Raw genomic sequence first — 16659 nt, 5'->3', positions numbered from 1 at the left:
TATTGGCCGACGCATCGCGCAAGTTTATACGGCCTAAAGGTGGCAATCGACCAAAAATTCCATCGTACCGAATCGACATCTTCACCTCTTGTTGTAGGGCAATTCGGAAACCTGCTTTGCGATGACTCTAAACGGCTGTGGTCTCGTACCCTCTGCGCCTGTACTTCCTGGCCGAGGCGCGTTCGATGCATAACGATAAGGAAACCCCCTACACCCTGACCCTGCTCAATGGTGATCTCAGCCTGCAGGTCTTGCAGTTCAATGGTCGAGAAACGCTCAACCAGCCCTTTCGGTTCGAGATCGAAGTGATCGGCCTGGCGCCCGCCATCAACCTCGATCGCCTGCTGCAACAACCGGTTTTTTTCAGCTTCGCCGATGGCCTGGGCGTGCACGGCATCATTCACAGCGCCAGCCGCGAACACCGGGGCACGCAACGGATCGACTATCGGCTGGTGCTGGTGCCCTGGCTTCAAAACCTCGACCGGCAACCCTCGCGCCGGGTCTTTTATCAACGGAGTGTTCCCGCGATCCTGCGCCAGTTGCTGGAAGAAAACGGCCTGCCCGAAAACAGCTATCGTATTGAACTGCAGGACGGGCACTATCCTGCCAAGCCGTTCTGCATCCAGTTCGACGAAAGCGACCTGGCCTTTCTGCAACGGCTGTGCGAAGAGGAAGGTATCCACTTTCACTTCGAGCACGAGCGCGAGCGCCATGTACTGGTGCTGGCGGATGACAGCCAGAGTTTCCCTGCAGAGCCGCTGTTGATGCGTTTCAACGGCGACGCGACGCAAGACCAACAGGCTCCGGTGATCAGCGAATTGTTCCAGCGCCACACTTCGCCACCGCAGGCCTCGCATCCCACTGCGCCACCGCTCGATCAGGAACGGCTCAGCCGCCGGATACTCGAGCGCCTGCGTTGCCGACACGGCCAGTTGCAGGGTCGCAGCAACCAATGTGCCCTGCGCACCGGCGCCATTCTCCAGGTGTCGGAACACCCGTTGGCGCACTTCAACGACCAGTGGCTGTTGATCGAAATCCGCCATCAGGGCCAGCAGCCTTCGATTCTCGAACGCCGTGATACCGAGCGGGCACGTCAATACGGCAATCAATTCACCGCCATTGTCTGGTCAACGGTGTTTCGCCCCGCGCTGACCCAGGCCCGTCCCGCGATTCCGGGGTTTCAACCGGCGAGAGTGCTGGGCCCGGTGGGCGAACCCGCTCAGTTGGACGATCAAGGTCGGGTGAAGGTGCGGTTATGGCCAACGGCGCAGGCCGATGCGGATCAACACAGCGGATTGTGGTTACCCATGGTGGTCACCACCCCCGATGGTCGAGTGGACCCTTCTCGCGTGCCGCTTGCGGGCAGCGAAGTGCTCATCAGTTTTCTCGACAGCGACCCGGACCGCCCGGTGCTGTACGCCACGGCGAGCCATCCGCCTACGCCGCGGCCAGCCCGGCAGTCCAGATGCGATGACCGGTTGTTGCTCGACTGGCTGATCCGGCCGATGGACACATAAATGGTGGGCGGGCGGCTTGCCCGCGGACGCTGCAACGCGGCTTACCGCTCAGGCGCCAACCCAAAAAAGGCCTGAATCAAGCGTAAATCTCGCCGCCGTTCCATGCACCCCATCATGTGGCAGTTCACCAAGCCCTCCCCCATGATCGGCACCGCCGCCACCCGCGGGTCATGGCTGACTTCCACCGACGACACCACGCCAACCCCCAGTTGGGCCGCCACCGCCTCGGTCACGGCTTCGCGGCTATCCAGTTCCAGCAGCACCCGAGGGTTCACATTGGCCTGGTTGCAGGCTTGATCGAAGGTCCGCCGAGTGATCGAACCGGGTTCGCGAAGCACCATGATCACCTGATCCAGATCCTCGAGCGAAACGCCCCGGGTCTTAGCCCATGGATGGCCGGCCGGCACCAAGGCACACAGGCGTGACTCGCAGAGCGCCTGCAAATGCAGCCCCTTGCGCGGCTCGACCTCGGTCAGCACCGCCACGTCGGCATGCTCGGACAACAGCGCCGCGAGGGTTTCCTGGGCGTTGCCCAGGCGCAGGTTCACGGTGATCCCCGGATAACGGACGCGCAAGCTCGCCAGCATCGGCATGACCAAGTGCGGTCCGTCCGCCGCGACTTCCAGGCGCCCGGTGAGCAACTGCCGGTTCGCCTCCAGCATCACCTGCGCTTCCTCGGCGAGCCCGAACATCGCCCGGGTGATCGCCGCCAGCCTGGTGCCCTCTTCCGTCAATTCCACCCGTCGCGCGGTTCGGCGCAACAGCGTGATCTGGTAATGCTCCTCGAGGGCTTTGATGTGCCCGGTCACGGCCGGCTGACTGATGAACAGGCGCGCAGCCGCCCGGGTAAAGCTGCCCTCGCGGGCCACCGCATCGAAGGCACGCAACTGAAACAGGTTCATGAATAAGTCCTACTGATGGCTGGCATAACAACAAACAATTTGATTGATAAGTCGGCAAATTGCAATTTAGGCCCCGTAGCTTCACCCCATCGATTGCGAGGACACGAGATTGAGTTCCGCCGCACCCATCCTGCTCACCCCCGGCCCATTGACCACGTCCACCCGCACGCGCCAGGCGATGATGGTCGATTGGGGTTCATGGGATGACCGCTTCAACCAACTGACCGCCAACCTGTGCGAGCAACTGCTGACAATCATCAATGGCGGCGCCAGTCACCATTGCGTGCCCCTGCAAGGCAGCGGCACCTTTGCGGTGGAAGCGGCAATCGGCACGCTGGTGCCCCGTGACGGTAAAGTCCTGGTGTTGATCAATGGCGCCTACGGCAAGCGCCTGGCGAAAATCTGCGAAGTGCTCGGTCGCGCATTCAGCACCTTCGAAACCGCCGAAGACGAACCGGTCACCGCCGCCAACGTCGACCGCCTGTTGCGCGCCGATACCGGCATCAGCCACGTTGCGCTGATCCATTGCGAAACCAGCACGGGCATCCTCAATCCCTTGGCGGACATTGCCCAGGTGGTGCATCGACAGGGCAAGCGCCTGATCATCGACGCCATGAGTTCCTTTGGTGCCCTGCCGATCAATGCGCAGCAGATCCCGTTCGACGCGCTGATCGCGGCCTCGGGCAAATGCCTGGAAGGCGTCCCGGGCATGGGTTTCGTGTTTGCCCGAAAGGAAGCGCTGGCCACTGCCGCCGGCCATTCGCATTCGTTGGCGATGGATCTGCACGACCAACACGCCTACATGATGAAGACCGGCCAATGGCGCTTCACCCCGCCAACCCACGTGGTCGCGGCGCTGCACGAGGCCTTGCTGCAATACGTCGAAGAAGGCGGCCTGCCGGCGCGGCACGCGCGTTATGCCGCCAACTGCCAGGCGCTGATGGAAGAGACGAGCCGGCTGGGCTTGCGCAGCTTCCTGCCGGCATCCATACAGGCGCCGATCATCGCCACCTTCCATGCACCGAAAGACCCGCGCTACCAGTTCAAGGAATTTTATGAACGGGTCAAGGCCAAGGGTTACATCCTCTATCCCGGCAAATTGACCCAGGTCGAAACCTTCCGCGTCGGCTGCATCGGCCACGTGCAACCGGCCGACATCCGTGCCGCCGTGGCGGCAATCGGCGAAGTGCTGCAAGAGATGGAAGTGACAGTCATCTAGACCCCAACCCATTCCCCTGTAGGAGCGAGCATGCTCGCGATAGCAGTGTGTCAGGCAACATCCATGCTGAATGACAGACAGCAATCGCGAGCATGCTCGCTCCTACAGAGCGCTCAAACTCACCACAGGACTCGACCACCATGAACTACACCCACCCCACACAACTCCAGGCTGCCATCCTCGACTGGGCCGGCACCGTGGTCGACTTCGGCTCGTTTGCGCCGACGCAGATTTTCGTCGAAGCCTTCGCCGAGTTTGACGTTCAGATTTGCATCGAAGAAGCCCGGGGCCCGATGGGCATGGGCAAGTGGGACCATATCCGCACACTGTGCAATCTGCCGGAGGTTGCCGAACGCTATCGCAAGGTATTCGGTCGCACGCCGAACGACGATGACGTCACCGCGATCTATCAACGCTTCATGCCGCTGCAGATCGAAAAAATCGCCGAGCACTCGGCGCTGATTCCAGGCGCCCTGGACACCATCGCCCACCTGCGCCAGCAAGGGATCAAGATCGGCTCCTGCTCCGGCTACCCGAAGCAGGTCATGGACAAGGTCGTGGAACTGGCCGCCCACAACGGTTACGTCGCCGACCATGTGGTGGCCACCGATGAAGTCCCCAACGGCCGACCATGGCCAGCCCAGGCACTGGCCAACGTGATCGCACTGGGTATCGAGGACGTGGCGGCGTGCGTGAAGATCGATGACACCGTGCCTGGCATCCTTGAAGGTCGCCGTGCCGGTATGTGGACCGTCGCTCTGCTCTGCTCGGGCAATGCGCTGGGCCTTGACTACGAAGGTTATCGAGCCCTCAACGGCGAGCAACTGGCCAGCGAACGCAAGCGCATCCAGGCCCTGTTCGCAAACTCACGCCCGCACTACATGATCGACACCATCGTCGAATTGCCGTCCGTGATCGCCGACATCAACCGGCGCCTGGCCAATGGTGAGATGCCGCAGAGCGCGTGATTCTGTGGGGGCGGGGTTTGTTGACCTGGCGCACAGGCAAAGACGCTTAAACAGGATTACAGTTAAGGCACACCGTCGCCCAAGAACGGTGGCTTGAGTTAACCCGTGAGGAACGTCGCATGCCCTGGAAAAACTCCGAGTCCCGCTACAGCACGGTCTCGATCACACTGCACTGGTTGATGCTGGTCCTGCTGGCACTGGTTTACGCCTGCATCGAATTTCGCGGAATCTTTCCCAAAGGCAGCGGCGGCCGAACGTTGATCGTCGAGTCGCACTTCATGCTCGGCCTCACGGTGTTCGTACTGGTGTGGCTCAGGTTGTTGGCCCGCAGCCTGGGCCCCGCACCGCAGATCTTCCCCGCCTCGCCGAAGTGGCAAACCACCCTCGCCCGGTTGATGCACTGGGCGCTGTACCTGTTCATGATCGTAATGCCGATTCTCGGGTGGCTGGTCACCAGTGCCAAAGGCAATCAAGTGATGTTCTACGGTTTTGACCTGCCGATGCTGGTCTCTGAAGACAAAGCACTGGCCAGGCAGATCCAGAACTGGCATGAACTGGGTGGCACCCTCGGCTACTGGCTGATCGGCCTGCATGCACTGGCGGGGCTTTATCATCACTATGTGGTGCGTGATAACACGTTGCTGCGCATGATGCCCAAGCGTAACTGATCACCGATCAGGCAAACCCTCGGCGGCCCTGCAAGCCGCCGGTGTGGATGAAGATCAAACGCATCCCTGTCTTGAATCGCCCAGCTTCGACTTGTTGCTTGAGCGCCAGCAGGGCCTTGCCGGTGTACAGCGGTTCGAGTGGAATGCCGCTGGCCGCTTCGGTCTGGGCGATAAACTCCAGCAACCCTGGATCAACGTTGCCGAAGCCTCCCCGGCTGGCGTCGAACAACTCATAGTGCGCTGGCGGCACTTGCGCCTCTCGGGCAATGGCTTCGACCTGCTGCGCCACACCATGATCATCAGGCACCGCCAGGGCTCCGTACACCGGATGCTCACCGGCTTCAGCCAGCATCAACCCTGCCAGCGTGGTGCCGGTGCCACACGCCAGCCACCAGCCGTCATAGTCGCTCCAGCCCAGGCCCTTCAGTTGCGCGCCGACCAACGCCTTCAGCGGCATGCAGCCAATGGCGCCCGGCAAACCGCCGCCCCCTTCGGGCACCGGCCACAGGTCGGGGTACTGCGTCTGCCAGGGTTCCCAAAAACCCGGCTGATGCCGCGCGCGATAACCGCCGTAGCCCAACCAGTGCAACTGCATGCCCATCGCCTGCAAGTCGTTGACCGTTGGCGTGTCCTGCGCATGGCCGCGCAACAGCCCCACGGTGCGAAAACCCAGGCGTTGACCGGCGGCAGCCAATGCGTGCAAATGATTGGAATGGGCACCGCCCAGGCTGATGATGCCCTTTGCACCGGCGCGCTCAGCGGCCTTGAGGTGTTCGGTGAGCTTGAACCATTTATTGCCGCTGATGAGCGGGTCGATCTGGTCGAGGCGCAGGATGGCGAGCTCGATGTTGGCGGGGGTGAGCCAGTCCAGGTGGAGGCGTTCCAGGGGGGGGTGGGGGAAACATGAGGCTGGCTCTGGGTTAAGAGCCGGCATTTTAGCAGTCTTCAAGGACTGCCATCGTCGGAACGCCGCCCGGAGCAAGCCCGCTCCTACAATGGTCAGGTGATCCCTGTAGGAGCAGGCTTGCCCCGGGCGGCGTTCCGACGATAGCCATTGGCAGGAAGACCCTGCCTGTTACAGCTCCGCCGCCAACCGCGACCCCTGATTGATCGCCCGCTTGGCATCCAACTCCGCCGCCACGTCCGCGCCGCCGATCAGGTGCACATTTTGCCCCGCCGCCACCAGGCCGTCGTGCAGCTCACGCAACGGGTCCTGCCCGGCGCAGATGACGACGTTGTCCACCGCCAGCACCTGCGGTTCGCCGCTTTCGCCGATGCGAATGTGCAGGCCTTCGTCGTCGATCTTCAAGTATTCGACGCTGTTGAGCATCTGCACCTGCTTGTTCTTCAGCCCCGTGCGGTGGATCCAGCCGGTGGTCTTGCCAAGGCCGTCACCGACCTTGGATTTCTTGCGTTGCAGCAGGAACACTTCACGGGCCGGGGCATGGGGCTGGGCCTTGACGCCGGCCACGCCGCCGCGCGCCTCGAGGTGGGTATCAATGCCCCACTCCTTCCAGAACGCCTCACGGTCCAGGCTGGTCGCCACGCCCTGGTGCACCAGGAACTCCGACACGTCGAAGCCAATGCCACCGGCACCGATGACCGCAACGCGCTTGCCAACCGGCTTGCGCTCCAGGATCACGTCCAGGTAGCTAAGCACCTTGGCATTGTCGACCCCTTCAATCGCCGGGGTACGCGGGGCGATACCGGTGGCCAGGATGATTTCGTCATAACCGCCTTCGACCAGTTGCGCGACGTCGACGCGGGTGTTCAGGCACACCTCGACGTTGCTGGTCTGCAACTTGCGGTTGAAGTAGCGCAGGGTTTCATAGAACTCTTCCTTGCCCGGCACACGCTTGGCCACGTTGAACTGGCCGCCGATCTCGCTGGCCGAATCGAACAGCGTCACCTGATGGCCACGCTCGGCGGCCACGGTGGCGGCCGACAAGCCCGCCGGGCCTGCACCGACCACCGCGATCCTCTTCAGGCTTTGCACCGGCAGGTAGTTGAGTTCGGTTTCGTGGCAGGCACGCGGGTTGACCAGGCAGCTGGTCAGCTTGCCGCCGAAGGTGTGGTCCAGGCACGCCTGGTTGCAACCGATGCAGGTGTTGATTTCATCGGCGCGGCCAGCGGCGGCCTTGTTCACGAAGTCCGGGTCGGCGAGGAACGGCCGCGCCATCGACACCATGTCAGCGTCGCCTTCGGCAAGAATCTGCTCGGCCACTTCCGGGGTATTGATGCGGTTGGTGGTGATCAGCGGAATGCTCACCGAACCGCGCAGTTTTGCCGTGACCTTGCTGAAGGCCGCCCGTGGCACCTTCGTGGCGATGGTCGGAATGCGCGCTTCGTGCCAGCCGATACCGGTGTTGATAAGGGTCGCGCCAGCCTGTTCGATGGCCTTGGCCAGGGTGACGATTTCTTCCCAGGCGCTGCCGCCTTCCACCAGATCGAGCATCGACAGGCGGAAGATAATGATGAAATTCGGCCCCACCGCCTCACGCACCCGGCGCACGATTTCCACCGGCAGGCGCATGCGGTTTTCGTAGCTGCCGCCCCAACGGTCGGTGCGGTGGTTGGTGTGCGCGGCGAGGAACTGATTAATGAAATACCCTTCCGAGCCCATGATCTCGACGCCGTCGTATTCGGCTTTCTGCGCCAGCACGGAGCAGGTGACGAAGTCGCTGATTTGCTTCTCGATGCCTTCCTCGTCCAACTCTTTAGGCTTGAACGGGTTGATCGGCGCCTGGATGGCACTCGGCGCGACTTGCTTGGGGCTGTAGGCATAACGGCCGGCGTGGAGGATCTGCATGCAGATCTTGCCGCCCGCCTCGTGCACCGCACGGGTGACGATCTGGTGCTTGAGGGCTTCTTCCTCGGTGGTCAGCTTGGCCGCACCCGAGTACACCCCGCCCTCGTCGTTCGGGCCGATGCCGCCGGTCACCATCAGGCCCACACCGCCACGGGCGCGCTCGGCAAAATACGCCGCCATGCGCTCGAAGCCGCCCGGCTTTTCTTCAAGGCCCGTATGCATCGAGCCCATCAGGGTGCGGTTGCGCAGCGTGGTGAAGCCCAGGTCCAGCGGGGCCAGCAGGTGCGGGTAATGAGCGGTGGTCATCGGAAACTCCACGTCGAGCGATCACGGATAAAGTGGGGGTGCTCTTTGGCACCCCTCTGTCATGAGCAACAGATTATGGGCACTCAGGTGACGGCTCAATGACCATAACTGACAACTTGATGACCTAATCGTGCAGCTAATGGTCGCATGGCGTCTCAGGCGCAGTGAGTCCTGCACCTGAATTCGTATACCATATGCGCAAATCAGTCCGAACGATCGCCACCGTGACCCAACCCAAATTCAACGCTCCCGACCTGGGCAACGCGCCCTCGACCTCGGAAATCATTACCCGCCACCTGCGTGACGCCATCGTCGCCGGGCATTTCGCCGAGGACGAACCGATTCGCCAGGACGACATCGCCCGCCAGTTCAATGTCAGCAAGATTCCCGTGCGCGAAGCACTCAAGCGCCTGGAAGCTGAAGGCCTGGTGATGTTCCAGCGCAATCGCGGCGCGATGGTTACGCGGGTGTCGGATGCCGAATTGGCGCAAATGTTCGAAGTGCGCATGCTGCTCGAAGACAAGGTGCTGCGCCTGGCCATTCCCAACATGACCGAGGCTACCTTCGCCCGGGCCGAGCGCATCTGTCAGGAGTTTGTCGGCGAGGATGACGTCGGGCGCTGGGCCGAGCTCAACTGGGAACTGCACGCCTGCCTGTATGAGCCGGCGCAACGGCCGTTTTTGGTGAACCTGATCCGCTCGGTCAACGACAAACTGGAGCGTTACCTGCGCATGCAGATGAGCCTGTCCGCCGGCAAGGAACGCGCCGACCACGAACACCGCGAGATCATTGCCGCCTGCCGTGCCGGTGATGTAGACCGCGCCGTGAGCCTGCTCGACGAACACATCGCCGGGGTGTGCCAAACCCTGTTCGAGCACCTGCCCCACCATCATTGACGGCTGGCTGTCCTGTGCCGATTTCGTCATCGGTGCAGAATAAATCCATCAAGCCGCCACGCCCCGTACACGCCACGCTTGCGTTCATCTATCCGAACGCGAGAGTGGTCCCTTCATGAAACGCATCAGCGTGATCGACTCCCACACCGGCGGCGAACCCACCCGCCTGGTGACCGCCGGTTTTCCCGACCTGGGCAACGGCAGCATGGCCGAACGCCGCCAGCTTCTGGCTGAACAACACGACGACTGGCGCGCCGCCTGCGTACTCGAACCACGGGGCAGCGACGTGCTGGTGGGCGCGCTGCTGTGCGAGCCGGTCGACCCCAGCGCCTGTGCCGGGGTGATCTTCTTCAACAACACCGGTTACCTGGGCATGTGCGGCCACGGCACCATCGGCCTGGTGGCTTCGCTGGCGCACCTGGGCAAAATCGGTCCGGGCGTGCACAGTATCGAAACGCCGGTGGGTACGGTGCAGGCCACTTTGCACGCCGACCACAGCGTCAGTGTGCGTAACGTGCCGGCCTACCGTTATCGTAAGGCGGTGACATTGCAGGTGCCAGGCGTCGGCGAGGTTGTCGGTGACATCGCCTGGGGCGGCAACTGGTTTTTCCTCATCGCCGAGCATGGCCTGCGCGTGGCCGGGGACAATCTCGATGCGCTGACGGCTTACACCTACGCTGTGCAACAGGCGCTGGACGTGCAAGGCATTCGCGGTGAAGACGGCGGCTTGATCGACCATGTCGAACTGTTCGCCGACGACGCCCAGGCCGACAGCCGCAACTTCGTGCTCTGCCCCGGCAAGGCCTACGACCGCTCCCCCTGCGGCACCGGCACCAGCGCCAAGCTGGCGTGCCTGGCCGCCGACGACAAATTGCAGCCGGGGCAGATCTGGCGCCAGGCCAGCGTGATCGGCAGCGAGTTCGAGGGCTCCTACGAGTGGCAAGGCGAGCGCATCGTCCCGACGATTCGTGGCCGTGCTTTCATCAGCGCCGAAGCGAGCCTGATCATTGAGCAGGACGACCCGTTCGCCTGGGGCATCCGCCCATGAGCCAAGGCCTGGTGGCCGATGTGATCGTGATCGGCGCGGGCATCATCGGCGCCGCCTGCGCCCAGGCGTTGGCCCGGCGTGGCCTGCGCGTGCAGGTCCTGGACGCCGGCCTGCACGGTGCCACGGCTGCCGGCATGGGCCACTTGCTCGTACTGGACGACAACCCCGCGGAACTGGCCCTGAGCCAATACTCGTTGCAACGCTGGCGTGACCAGGCACCACAGTTGCCCGACGGTTGCGCTTACCGCAGCAACGGCACCTTGTGGCTGGCGGCCAACCCCGAAGAAATGGCCGTGGCCGAGAGCAAATTCCTCAACCTGCAAGCCCAGGGCGTGACGTGCGAACTGGTCGCACGCCACGCCTTGCGCGAGCGCGAACCGGCGCTGCGCGAAGGCCTGGAGGGTGGCTTGCTGATCAACGGCGACGGCATTCTCTACGCACCCGCCACCGCCCGCTGGATGCTCGATCACGCCAACATCGAACAACGGCGGGCGCGGGTCAACGAGGTGGACGGTAACCGCGTACGCCTCGAAGACGGCCAGTGGTTGCAGGCCGAAGCGGTCATCCTGGCCAACGGCATCCAGGCTAACGAGCTGTGCCCGGAGTTGCCCATCGAACCGAAAAAGGGCCATCTGCTGATCACCGACCGCTACCCCGGCACCGTCACCCACACGCTGGTGGAACTGGGTTATGTCACCAGCGCCCACAACGCCAAGGGCCCGTCCACCGCCTGCAACATCCAGCCACGGCCGACCGGGCAATTGTTCATCGGCACCTCGCGGCAGTTCGGCACCACCGACCCGCAAGTCGAGGGCTGGATGCTGGCGAAGATGCTCAAGCGCGCCACCGAATACATGCCGGACCTGGCCCACCTCAACGGCGTTCGCGCCTGGACCGGTTTTCGCGCCGCCAGCCCCGACGGCCTGCCGCTGGTGGGCCAGCACCCACAACGCAAAGGCCTGTGGCTGGCGGTCGGACACGAAGGACTGGGGGTCACCACGGCGCCCGGCACCGCCGACCTGCTGGTCGCGCAGCTGTTCAACGAAGCGTCGCCGCTGGCGGCGCCACCCTATTTACCAGAACGTTTCCTCGGGGAGGTCGTGCATGCCTGACGTGATTGTGGATGGCCGCGCCCTGCACGTGGCCGAAGGCACCACCGTGGCCGCCGCCCTCGCCCTGGCGGGTGACGGCAGCACCCGCACCTCCGTTGCCGGCCAGCGCCGTGCGCCGCTGTGCGGCATGGGCATCTGCCAGGAATGCCGCGTCACCATCAACGGCCGCCGCCGGCTGGCCTGCCAGACCCTGTGTCAAAACGACATGCATGTGCAGACCCGACCATGAACGAATACGCCGACCTTTTGATCATTGGCGCCGGCCCCGCCGGCATGAGCGCCGCCCTCGCCGCCGCGCCCAGTGGCGCGCGCATTGTGGTGCTTGACGACAACCCGCTGTCCGGCGGCCAGATCTGGCGCGACGGCCCCCAGGCCAGCCTGCCGAAACAGGCACGGCAACTGCGCGAGCGCCTGCACGCCTGCGCCAACATCCGTCATCACACCGGCACTCGGGTCATTGCCTGCCCAGGGCACAAACAGTTGCTGGTGGAAGATGCTGATCGCGGCTGGCTGATCGACTACGACAAACTGATCCTGTGCACCGGCGCCCGCGAATTGCTGCTGCCCTTCCCCGGCTGGACATTGCCGGGCGTCACCGGGGCTGGCGGGCTCCAGGCCCTGATCAAGGGCGGCCTGCCGGTGCAGGGTGAACGCGTGGTGATCGCCGGCAGCGGCCCGCTGTTGCTCGCCAGTGCTGCCACTGCCAAACACAATGGAGCGCAGGTGGTGCGCATCGCCGAACAGGCCGGGTTGGCAGCGGTCGCCGGGTTTGCCCTACAGTTGCCACGTTGGCCGGGCAAGCTGGTGCAATCCCTGTTTCTGTTTGATCGTCAGTACCGCGCCGGCACCCATGTGGTGGCGGCGCTGGGCTCGGATCGACTGGAAGGCGTGCGTCTGAGCCAGCAGGGCAAGATTGTCGAACTGGACTGTGATCGACTCGCCTGTGGTTTTGGCTTGATTCCCAACGTTCAGCTGGGTCAGGCGTTGGGTTGCGAAGTGACGGGCTCCGCGCTGGCGGTGGATGCCTGGCAGGCGACGAGTCTGGCCGATCATTATGCGGCGGGGGAATGCACCGGGTTTGGGGGCAGTGAGCTGGCGTTGGTCGAGGGGGAAATTGCCGGGCTTGCGGCGGTTGGCGAAACCTCTGCCGCTGAACAGCTCTGGCCACGACGGGCGCGCTGGCAGGGGTTTGCACGGGCGTTGAATGGGGCGTTTCGGCTTGATCCCAAGCTTAAGGCGTTGGCCCAGGCCGATACTCTGGTGTGCCGCTGTGAAGACGTGCCTTACGCCGCCATCGCCGGGCACCGCGACTGGCGTGAGGCCAAACTGGCCAGCCGTTGCGGCATGGGTGCCTGTCAGGGGCGGGTGTGTGGTGGGGCGTTGCATTATCTCTTTGACTGGCAACCCTCGGCCCCCCGGCCGCCCTTCAGCCCGGCGCGGATCGAAACGTTTTTATGTGTGGATGAGACGCCGCCTGCTTGAATGGCTGACGCCGGGTTTTCTGTGGGAGCGGGCTTGCCCGCGATGGCGGCCTTCGGGCCGACCTGTTTTTTTGGATAGGGTACATATCCATTGCTGCGGTAACGGCCGCTTATGGTTTCGCCCTTACGGCGACTCACTTTTTACAAACGCCTAAAAAAGTAAGCAAAAAACGCTAGCCCCAAGCGTACGGTCCCTCGCCTAGGCTCGGGATACCCTCGCTCCGGCATCCATCCGGGGACATCGCCTCCGGTTTGCTTCGCTGCACCTCCTCTCGATGTGTGCGGCTGCGCCGCACGGCGCTGCGCGCCCACTCCCCGGATGAATGCCTCCACTCAGCCTTCCGAAGGGGCGGGTGGATCAAAAGCTTTCAAGGCGAGCTAACGCTCGGCCTCGTGGTTTGGTTTGACTGGCGCAGTCCTTGTGGGAGCGGACTTGCTCGCGAAAGCGATCTTGCAATCGCCACTGCATCTGCTGGTGTACACCATCCCTGTAGGAGCGAGCATGCTCGCGATGGACGTCAACGATGACGCTGGCTGCCTGATACCCCGCGGTGCCCGAACCACCATCGCGAGCATGCTCGCTCCTACAGGAGAAGAGGTTTACGTTTAACGGTGATGGTGAAATATCGGATAGCGCCTACAAGTCTTTGTAGGCAAACTCCGAATCTTGCTGTTGGGCACTTTGATGCCTTGTTGCGTGTTTTTTCGGGGGATAGTCTCGGGTCGTCGCTGGGTATTCAGCGATCGGGCTTGGAAACCCGTCAGATCACAACGCAAGGCGCCCATGGCACGATTGAAGTGTTAAGGCAGCTGTGCGTGGGACGCCTACGGGCGTGCCGGATTTGTGGTCTCCGGTTTCCAACCTGCGCACAGCCGCCACCCACTCGCTTGGAAACGAACGTGGCGAATTCTCTTACTGTTGGAGAAAGACCATGTCAAAAAATAATTCCCGCCGCACCGCAGACCTCAAAACCATCGGCCTCACGCCCCTCATCTACTGCTCCGACAACCCCCTGTTCCACGTCACCCGCAACGTCCCGCTCGCCGATGCACTGTCCATGGCCTCCGATTTCCTGTTTCTCGCCAAAGGTCTGACCCAGGACGCCGCCTTCGTCCGCGATACCGACCGGCACGCCTGGGCTGCGCATTACCTGACGCAACTGAGCAAGGCGCTGGTGGATGATGTGGCGAAGGTCCTGACACCATCGCCAACAAAACCTCAAACCAGCCAATAACCACCGCCCCCTTTAGGAGCGAGCTTGCTCGCGATGGAGGTCAACGATAACGCGGGCCATCTGACACCCCACGTTGTCCGAACCACCATCGCGAGCAAGCTCGCTCCTACAGGGACGGTGTACACCAGCCGATGCTGGGGCGATTGCAAGATCGCCTTCGCGGGCAAGTCGAATCGTCGCACCGCCGCTCCCACAGGGACAGCGCCAACCCAACCAAACCACAAGGTCGAGCGTTAGCTCGCCTTGAAAGCTTTTGATCTTGCTCTTGATCCACCCGCCCCTTCGGAAGGCTGAGTGGAGGCATTCATCCGGGGAGTGGGCGCGTAGCGCCGTGCGGCGTAGCCGCACACATCGAGAGGAGGTGCAGCGCAGCAAACCGTAGGCGATGTCCCCGGAGGGATGCCGGAGCGAAGGGATCCCGAGCCTAGGCGAGGGACCGGACGCCGGGGCGAGACCTTTTGGTTACTTTTGGGGCGTTTGCCAAAAGTGACCCGCTGTAAGAGCGGAACCATAAGCAGCCGTTACCGCAGCAACGGATATGTACACCAACAAGAACATGCTCAACCGGAAGGCCGCCTTCGCGGGCAAGCCCGCTCCCACAGGGGACCGTGTCCAAGAGGACAAATCAGGTCGACCAAGACGCCACCGAGCCTCTATGATCCGGGGTGTCGCCACCACCCCAAGAACACCATGTTCCCCTCACTCAACAGCTTCAAACCCTGCGACCTGCCCACCCTGCTCAGCAGCCTGGACCCCATCGCCACGCTGCTCGATACCCTGTCGGATGTCGCTTTCTTCATCAAGGATTGTGAAGCCCGCTACGTCTTCGTCAACCAGACCCTGGCCCTGCGCTGCGGCTTCAAACACCGCGAAGACCTGCTCGGCCTCACCGCCGACCAGGTCTTCCCCGCCCATTACGGCCCGCTCTACACCGAGCAGGACCGGCGAGTGCTGTCCACCGGACGCGAACTGGCTGACCAACTGGAATTGCACCTGTACCTGGGCAACCAACCGGTGTGGTGCCTGACCCACAAACTCGCCCTGCAGGACGAACAGGGCCGGATCGTCGGCCTCGCCGGTATCTCTCGCGATCTGCAACTCCCCCAGTCCAACCATCCGGCGTTCCAGAAACTCGCGGCAGTGGACGCCCATATCCGCCGGCACTTCGCCCGGCCCATCAGCCTGGCCGAACTGACCGCCATCGCCGGCTTCTCAGTGGCGCAACTCGAACGCCATTGCAAACGGGTATTCCAACTCACGCCCCGGCAGATGATCCACAAGACGCGTCTCGAGGAAGGCTCGCGGCTCTTGCTCGAGACCGACTTGCCCATCACCGAAATCGCCCTGCGGTGTGGCTACACCGACCACAGCGCCTTCAGCCGCCAGTTCCGCGCACTGACCAGCCTCTCCCCCAGCCAATACCGTGAAGGTCGTCGCCAATAATAATGTTCCGTTAGGGGGCGCTGCGCACTTGGCGTGCTCCCTTCCGTAACACCTCCCAACCTCCGCCCTCGCGGCCAAAGATTCCATTCCCCCTGCAACCGCACTGTTTAGCGGCCTACTGGCCTTTCGCCAAAAAAACACAAAACCGGCACGCCACTTGCTAACAGTTAATATCGTATACGAAATCCTCAATACGATATCTAACAGCACTTTCCGACCACGAGGCTTCTATGAAAAACCCCGCATTTGCCGTAGCCCTCAGCGCTGTTCTCAGTACCTCCTTCGTCGCTACCGCCCAGGCCGACAAGCTCGATGACATCATCGGCTCCGGCAAGCTGCGCTGCGCCGTGACCCTGGACTTCCCGCCCATGGGCTTTCGCGATGCCAGCAACAAACCCGTCGGTTTCGACGTGGACTACTGCAACGACCTGGCGAAGATCCTCGGGGTCGAGGCTGAAGTGGTTGAGACGCCGTTCCCGGACCGCATTCCAGCGCTGATTTCCGGGCGTGCCGATGTGATCGTCGCGTCCACTTCCGACACCCTCGAACGTGCCAAGACCGTTGGCCTCACCGTGCCGTACTTCGCCTTTCAGATGGTCGTGCTGACTCGCGACAACACCGGCATCAACAGTTTCGACGACCTCAAGGGCAAGGCACTGGGTAACACCAGCGGCACCTTTGAAGCCATCGCCCTGGAAGGCGATGTGAAGAAATGGGGCAGCGGCACCTTCCGCGCCTATCAGTCGCAAAACGACACGTTGCTGGCTGTGGCCCAGGGTCACATCGACGCCACCGTCGTCACCAACACCGTGGCGGCCGCCACCATCAAGTCGGGTAAATACAAAAACCTGAAAGTCGCCGGTAACGCGCCCTACGTTATCGACTACGTATCCCTGGCCGCCAAGCGCAGCGAGTACGGCCTGCTCAACTACCTCAACCTGTTCGTCAACCAGCAGGTGCGTAGCGGCCGGTACAACGAGTTGTTCACCAAGTGGGTCGGCACCGAGATCCCGCCGACCGACCTGACCGTGCCGAAGGTCTACTACTAAGGTGTC

At 62.7% G+C, this 16659-nt stretch carries 15 protein-coding genes; 12 read left to right on the top strand and 3 right to left on the bottom strand.

The genetic code is table 11. The features are described 5' to 3' along the window. Positions 1-185: 185 nt before the first annotated feature. Entirely contained in the window at positions 186-1517 is a 1332-nt protein-coding gene (locus AB4N33_RS01960) for a type VI secretion system Vgr family protein (RefSeq protein WP_476456289.1), read from the top strand. Positions 1518-1558: 41 nt separating this feature from the next. On the opposite strand, the gene AB4N33_RS01955 is transcribed toward AB4N33_RS01960, so the two are convergent. Next, positions 1559-2419: a LysR substrate-binding domain-containing protein gene (locus AB4N33_RS01955; protein ID WP_476456288.1), complete on the bottom strand. Its 861-nt coding sequence runs from the start codon at positions 2417-2419 to the stop codon at positions 1559-1561. Between the two features lie 109 nt (positions 2420-2528). On the opposite strand from AB4N33_RS01955, the gene AB4N33_RS01950 reads away from it, so the two are divergent. The 3 genes from AB4N33_RS01950 (at position 2529) to AB4N33_RS01940 (ending at position 5274) form a co-directional block, all read left to right on the top strand. Further along, positions 2529-3638: a 2-aminoethylphosphonate--pyruvate transaminase gene (locus AB4N33_RS01950; protein WP_476456287.1), complete on the top strand. Its 1110-nt coding sequence runs from the start codon at positions 2529-2531 to the stop codon at positions 3636-3638. 140 nt (positions 3639-3778) lie between these two features. Next, positions 3779-4606 (top strand): phosphonoacetaldehyde hydrolase, encoded by an 828-nt coding sequence (gene phnX, locus AB4N33_RS01945; protein ID WP_460122553.1) that lies wholly within the window; start codon positions 3779-3781, stop codon positions 4604-4606. A 119-nt stretch (positions 4607-4725) separates the two neighbouring features. Beyond that, positions 4726-5274 (top strand): cytochrome b, encoded by a 549-nt coding sequence (locus AB4N33_RS01940; RefSeq protein WP_460122552.1) that lies wholly within the window; start codon positions 4726-4728, stop codon positions 5272-5274. Between the two features lie 7 nt (positions 5275-5281). Here AB4N33_RS01940 and AB4N33_RS01935 read toward each other — a convergent pair whose 3' ends face one another. Next, positions 5282-6208 (bottom strand): 1-aminocyclopropane-1-carboxylate deaminase/D-cysteine desulfhydrase, encoded by a 927-nt coding sequence (locus AB4N33_RS01935; protein ID WP_476456286.1) that lies wholly within the window; start codon positions 6206-6208, stop codon positions 5282-5284. A 141-nt stretch (positions 6209-6349) separates the two neighbouring features. Then, the gene (locus AB4N33_RS01930; protein WP_476456285.1) at positions 6350-8389 is read right to left on the bottom strand and encodes an oxidoreductase; all 2040 of its coding nucleotides are present in this window, start codon (positions 8387-8389) and stop codon (positions 6350-6352) included. Between the two features lie 224 nt (positions 8390-8613). On the opposite strand from AB4N33_RS01930, the gene AB4N33_RS01925 reads away from it, so the two are divergent. From AB4N33_RS01925 to AB4N33_RS01890, 8 genes are all read left to right on the top strand, one after another. Continuing rightward, entirely contained in the window at positions 8614-9285 is a 672-nt protein-coding gene (locus AB4N33_RS01925) for a GntR family transcriptional regulator (RefSeq protein ID WP_460122546.1), read from the top strand. Positions 9286-9400: 115 nt separating this feature from the next. Continuing rightward, positions 9401-10333 (top strand): 4-hydroxyproline epimerase, encoded by a 933-nt coding sequence (locus AB4N33_RS01920; protein ID WP_476456284.1) that lies wholly within the window; start codon positions 9401-9403, stop codon positions 10331-10333. After that, positions 10330-11445, top strand: a complete 1116-nt coding sequence (locus AB4N33_RS01915; RefSeq protein WP_476456283.1) for an NAD(P)/FAD-dependent oxidoreductase — start codon at positions 10330-10332, stop codon at positions 11443-11445. The genes AB4N33_RS01920 and AB4N33_RS01915 overlap by 4 nt, the downstream gene beginning before the upstream one ends. Beyond that, a complete protein-coding gene (locus AB4N33_RS01910) occupies positions 11438-11674 on the top strand; it encodes a 2Fe-2S iron-sulfur cluster-binding protein (protein WP_476456282.1) in 237 nt (78 codons plus the stop codon). Before AB4N33_RS01915 ends, AB4N33_RS01910 begins: the two co-directional genes overlap by 8 nt. Further along, positions 11671-12927 carry an FAD-dependent oxidoreductase gene (locus AB4N33_RS01905; RefSeq protein WP_476456281.1) on the top strand — a complete coding sequence of 419 codons (1257 nt, stop codon included), beginning with the start codon at positions 11671-11673 and terminating at the stop codon, positions 12925-12927. Before AB4N33_RS01910 ends, AB4N33_RS01905 begins: the two co-directional genes overlap by 4 nt. A 931-nt stretch (positions 12928-13858) precedes the next feature. After that, positions 13859-14161 carry a DUF3077 domain-containing protein gene (locus AB4N33_RS01900; protein WP_476456280.1) on the top strand — a complete coding sequence of 101 codons (303 nt, stop codon included), beginning with the start codon at positions 13859-13861 and terminating at the stop codon, positions 14159-14161. Between the two features lie 690 nt (positions 14162-14851). Beyond that, positions 14852-15604: a PAS domain-containing protein gene (locus AB4N33_RS01895; RefSeq protein WP_476456279.1), complete on the top strand. Its 753-nt coding sequence runs from the start codon at positions 14852-14854 to the stop codon at positions 15602-15604. A gap of 230 nt (positions 15605-15834) precedes the next feature. Next, positions 15835-16653 carry an ABC transporter substrate-binding protein gene (locus tag AB4N33_RS01890; RefSeq protein ID WP_460141260.1) on the top strand — a complete coding sequence of 273 codons (819 nt, stop codon included), beginning with the start codon at positions 15835-15837 and terminating at the stop codon, positions 16651-16653. Positions 16654-16659 lie beyond the last annotated feature (6 nt).

Source organism: Pseudomonas sp. S1_E05, from assembly GCF_056337105.1.
Note: the sequence above shows the minus strand (reverse complement) of the source record. Positions and strands in the feature narration are given on the sequence as shown.

Coding starts and splice junctions, on each gene's coding strand:
- AB4N33_RS01895 (WP_476456279.1), top strand. CDS start 14,852: ATGTTCCCCTCACTCAACAGCTTCAAACCCTGCGACCTGCCCACCCTG.
- AB4N33_RS01920 (WP_476456284.1), top strand. CDS start 9,401: ATGAAACGCATCAGCGTGATCGACTCCCACACCGGCGGCGAACCCACC.
- AB4N33_RS01955 (WP_476456288.1), bottom strand. CDS start 2,419: ATGAACCTGTTTCAGTTGCGTGCCTTCGATGCGGTGGCCCGCGAGGGC.
- phnX (WP_460122553.1), top strand. CDS start 3,779: ATGAACTACACCCACCCCACACAACTCCAGGCTGCCATCCTCGACTGG.
- AB4N33_RS01930 (WP_476456285.1), bottom strand. CDS start 8,389: ATGACCACCGCTCATTACCCGCACCTGCTGGCCCCGCTGGACCTGGGC.
- AB4N33_RS01910 (WP_476456282.1), top strand. CDS start 11,438: ATGCCTGACGTGATTGTGGATGGCCGCGCCCTGCACGTGGCCGAAGGC.
- AB4N33_RS01960 (WP_476456289.1), top strand. CDS start 186: ATGCATAACGATAAGGAAACCCCCTACACCCTGACCCTGCTCAATGGT.
- AB4N33_RS01900 (WP_476456280.1), top strand. CDS start 13,859: ATGTCAAAAAATAATTCCCGCCGCACCGCAGACCTCAAAACCATCGGC.
- AB4N33_RS01940 (WP_460122552.1), top strand. CDS start 4,726: ATGCCCTGGAAAAACTCCGAGTCCCGCTACAGCACGGTCTCGATCACA.
- AB4N33_RS01905 (WP_476456281.1), top strand. CDS start 11,671: ATGAACGAATACGCCGACCTTTTGATCATTGGCGCCGGCCCCGCCGGC.
- AB4N33_RS01935 (WP_476456286.1), bottom strand. CDS start 6,208: ATGCCGGCTCTTAACCCAGAGCCAGCCTCATGTTTCCCCCACCCCCCC.
- AB4N33_RS01890 (WP_460141260.1), top strand. CDS start 15,835: ATGAAAAACCCCGCATTTGCCGTAGCCCTCAGCGCTGTTCTCAGTACC.
- AB4N33_RS01915 (WP_476456283.1), top strand. CDS start 10,330: ATGAGCCAAGGCCTGGTGGCCGATGTGATCGTGATCGGCGCGGGCATC.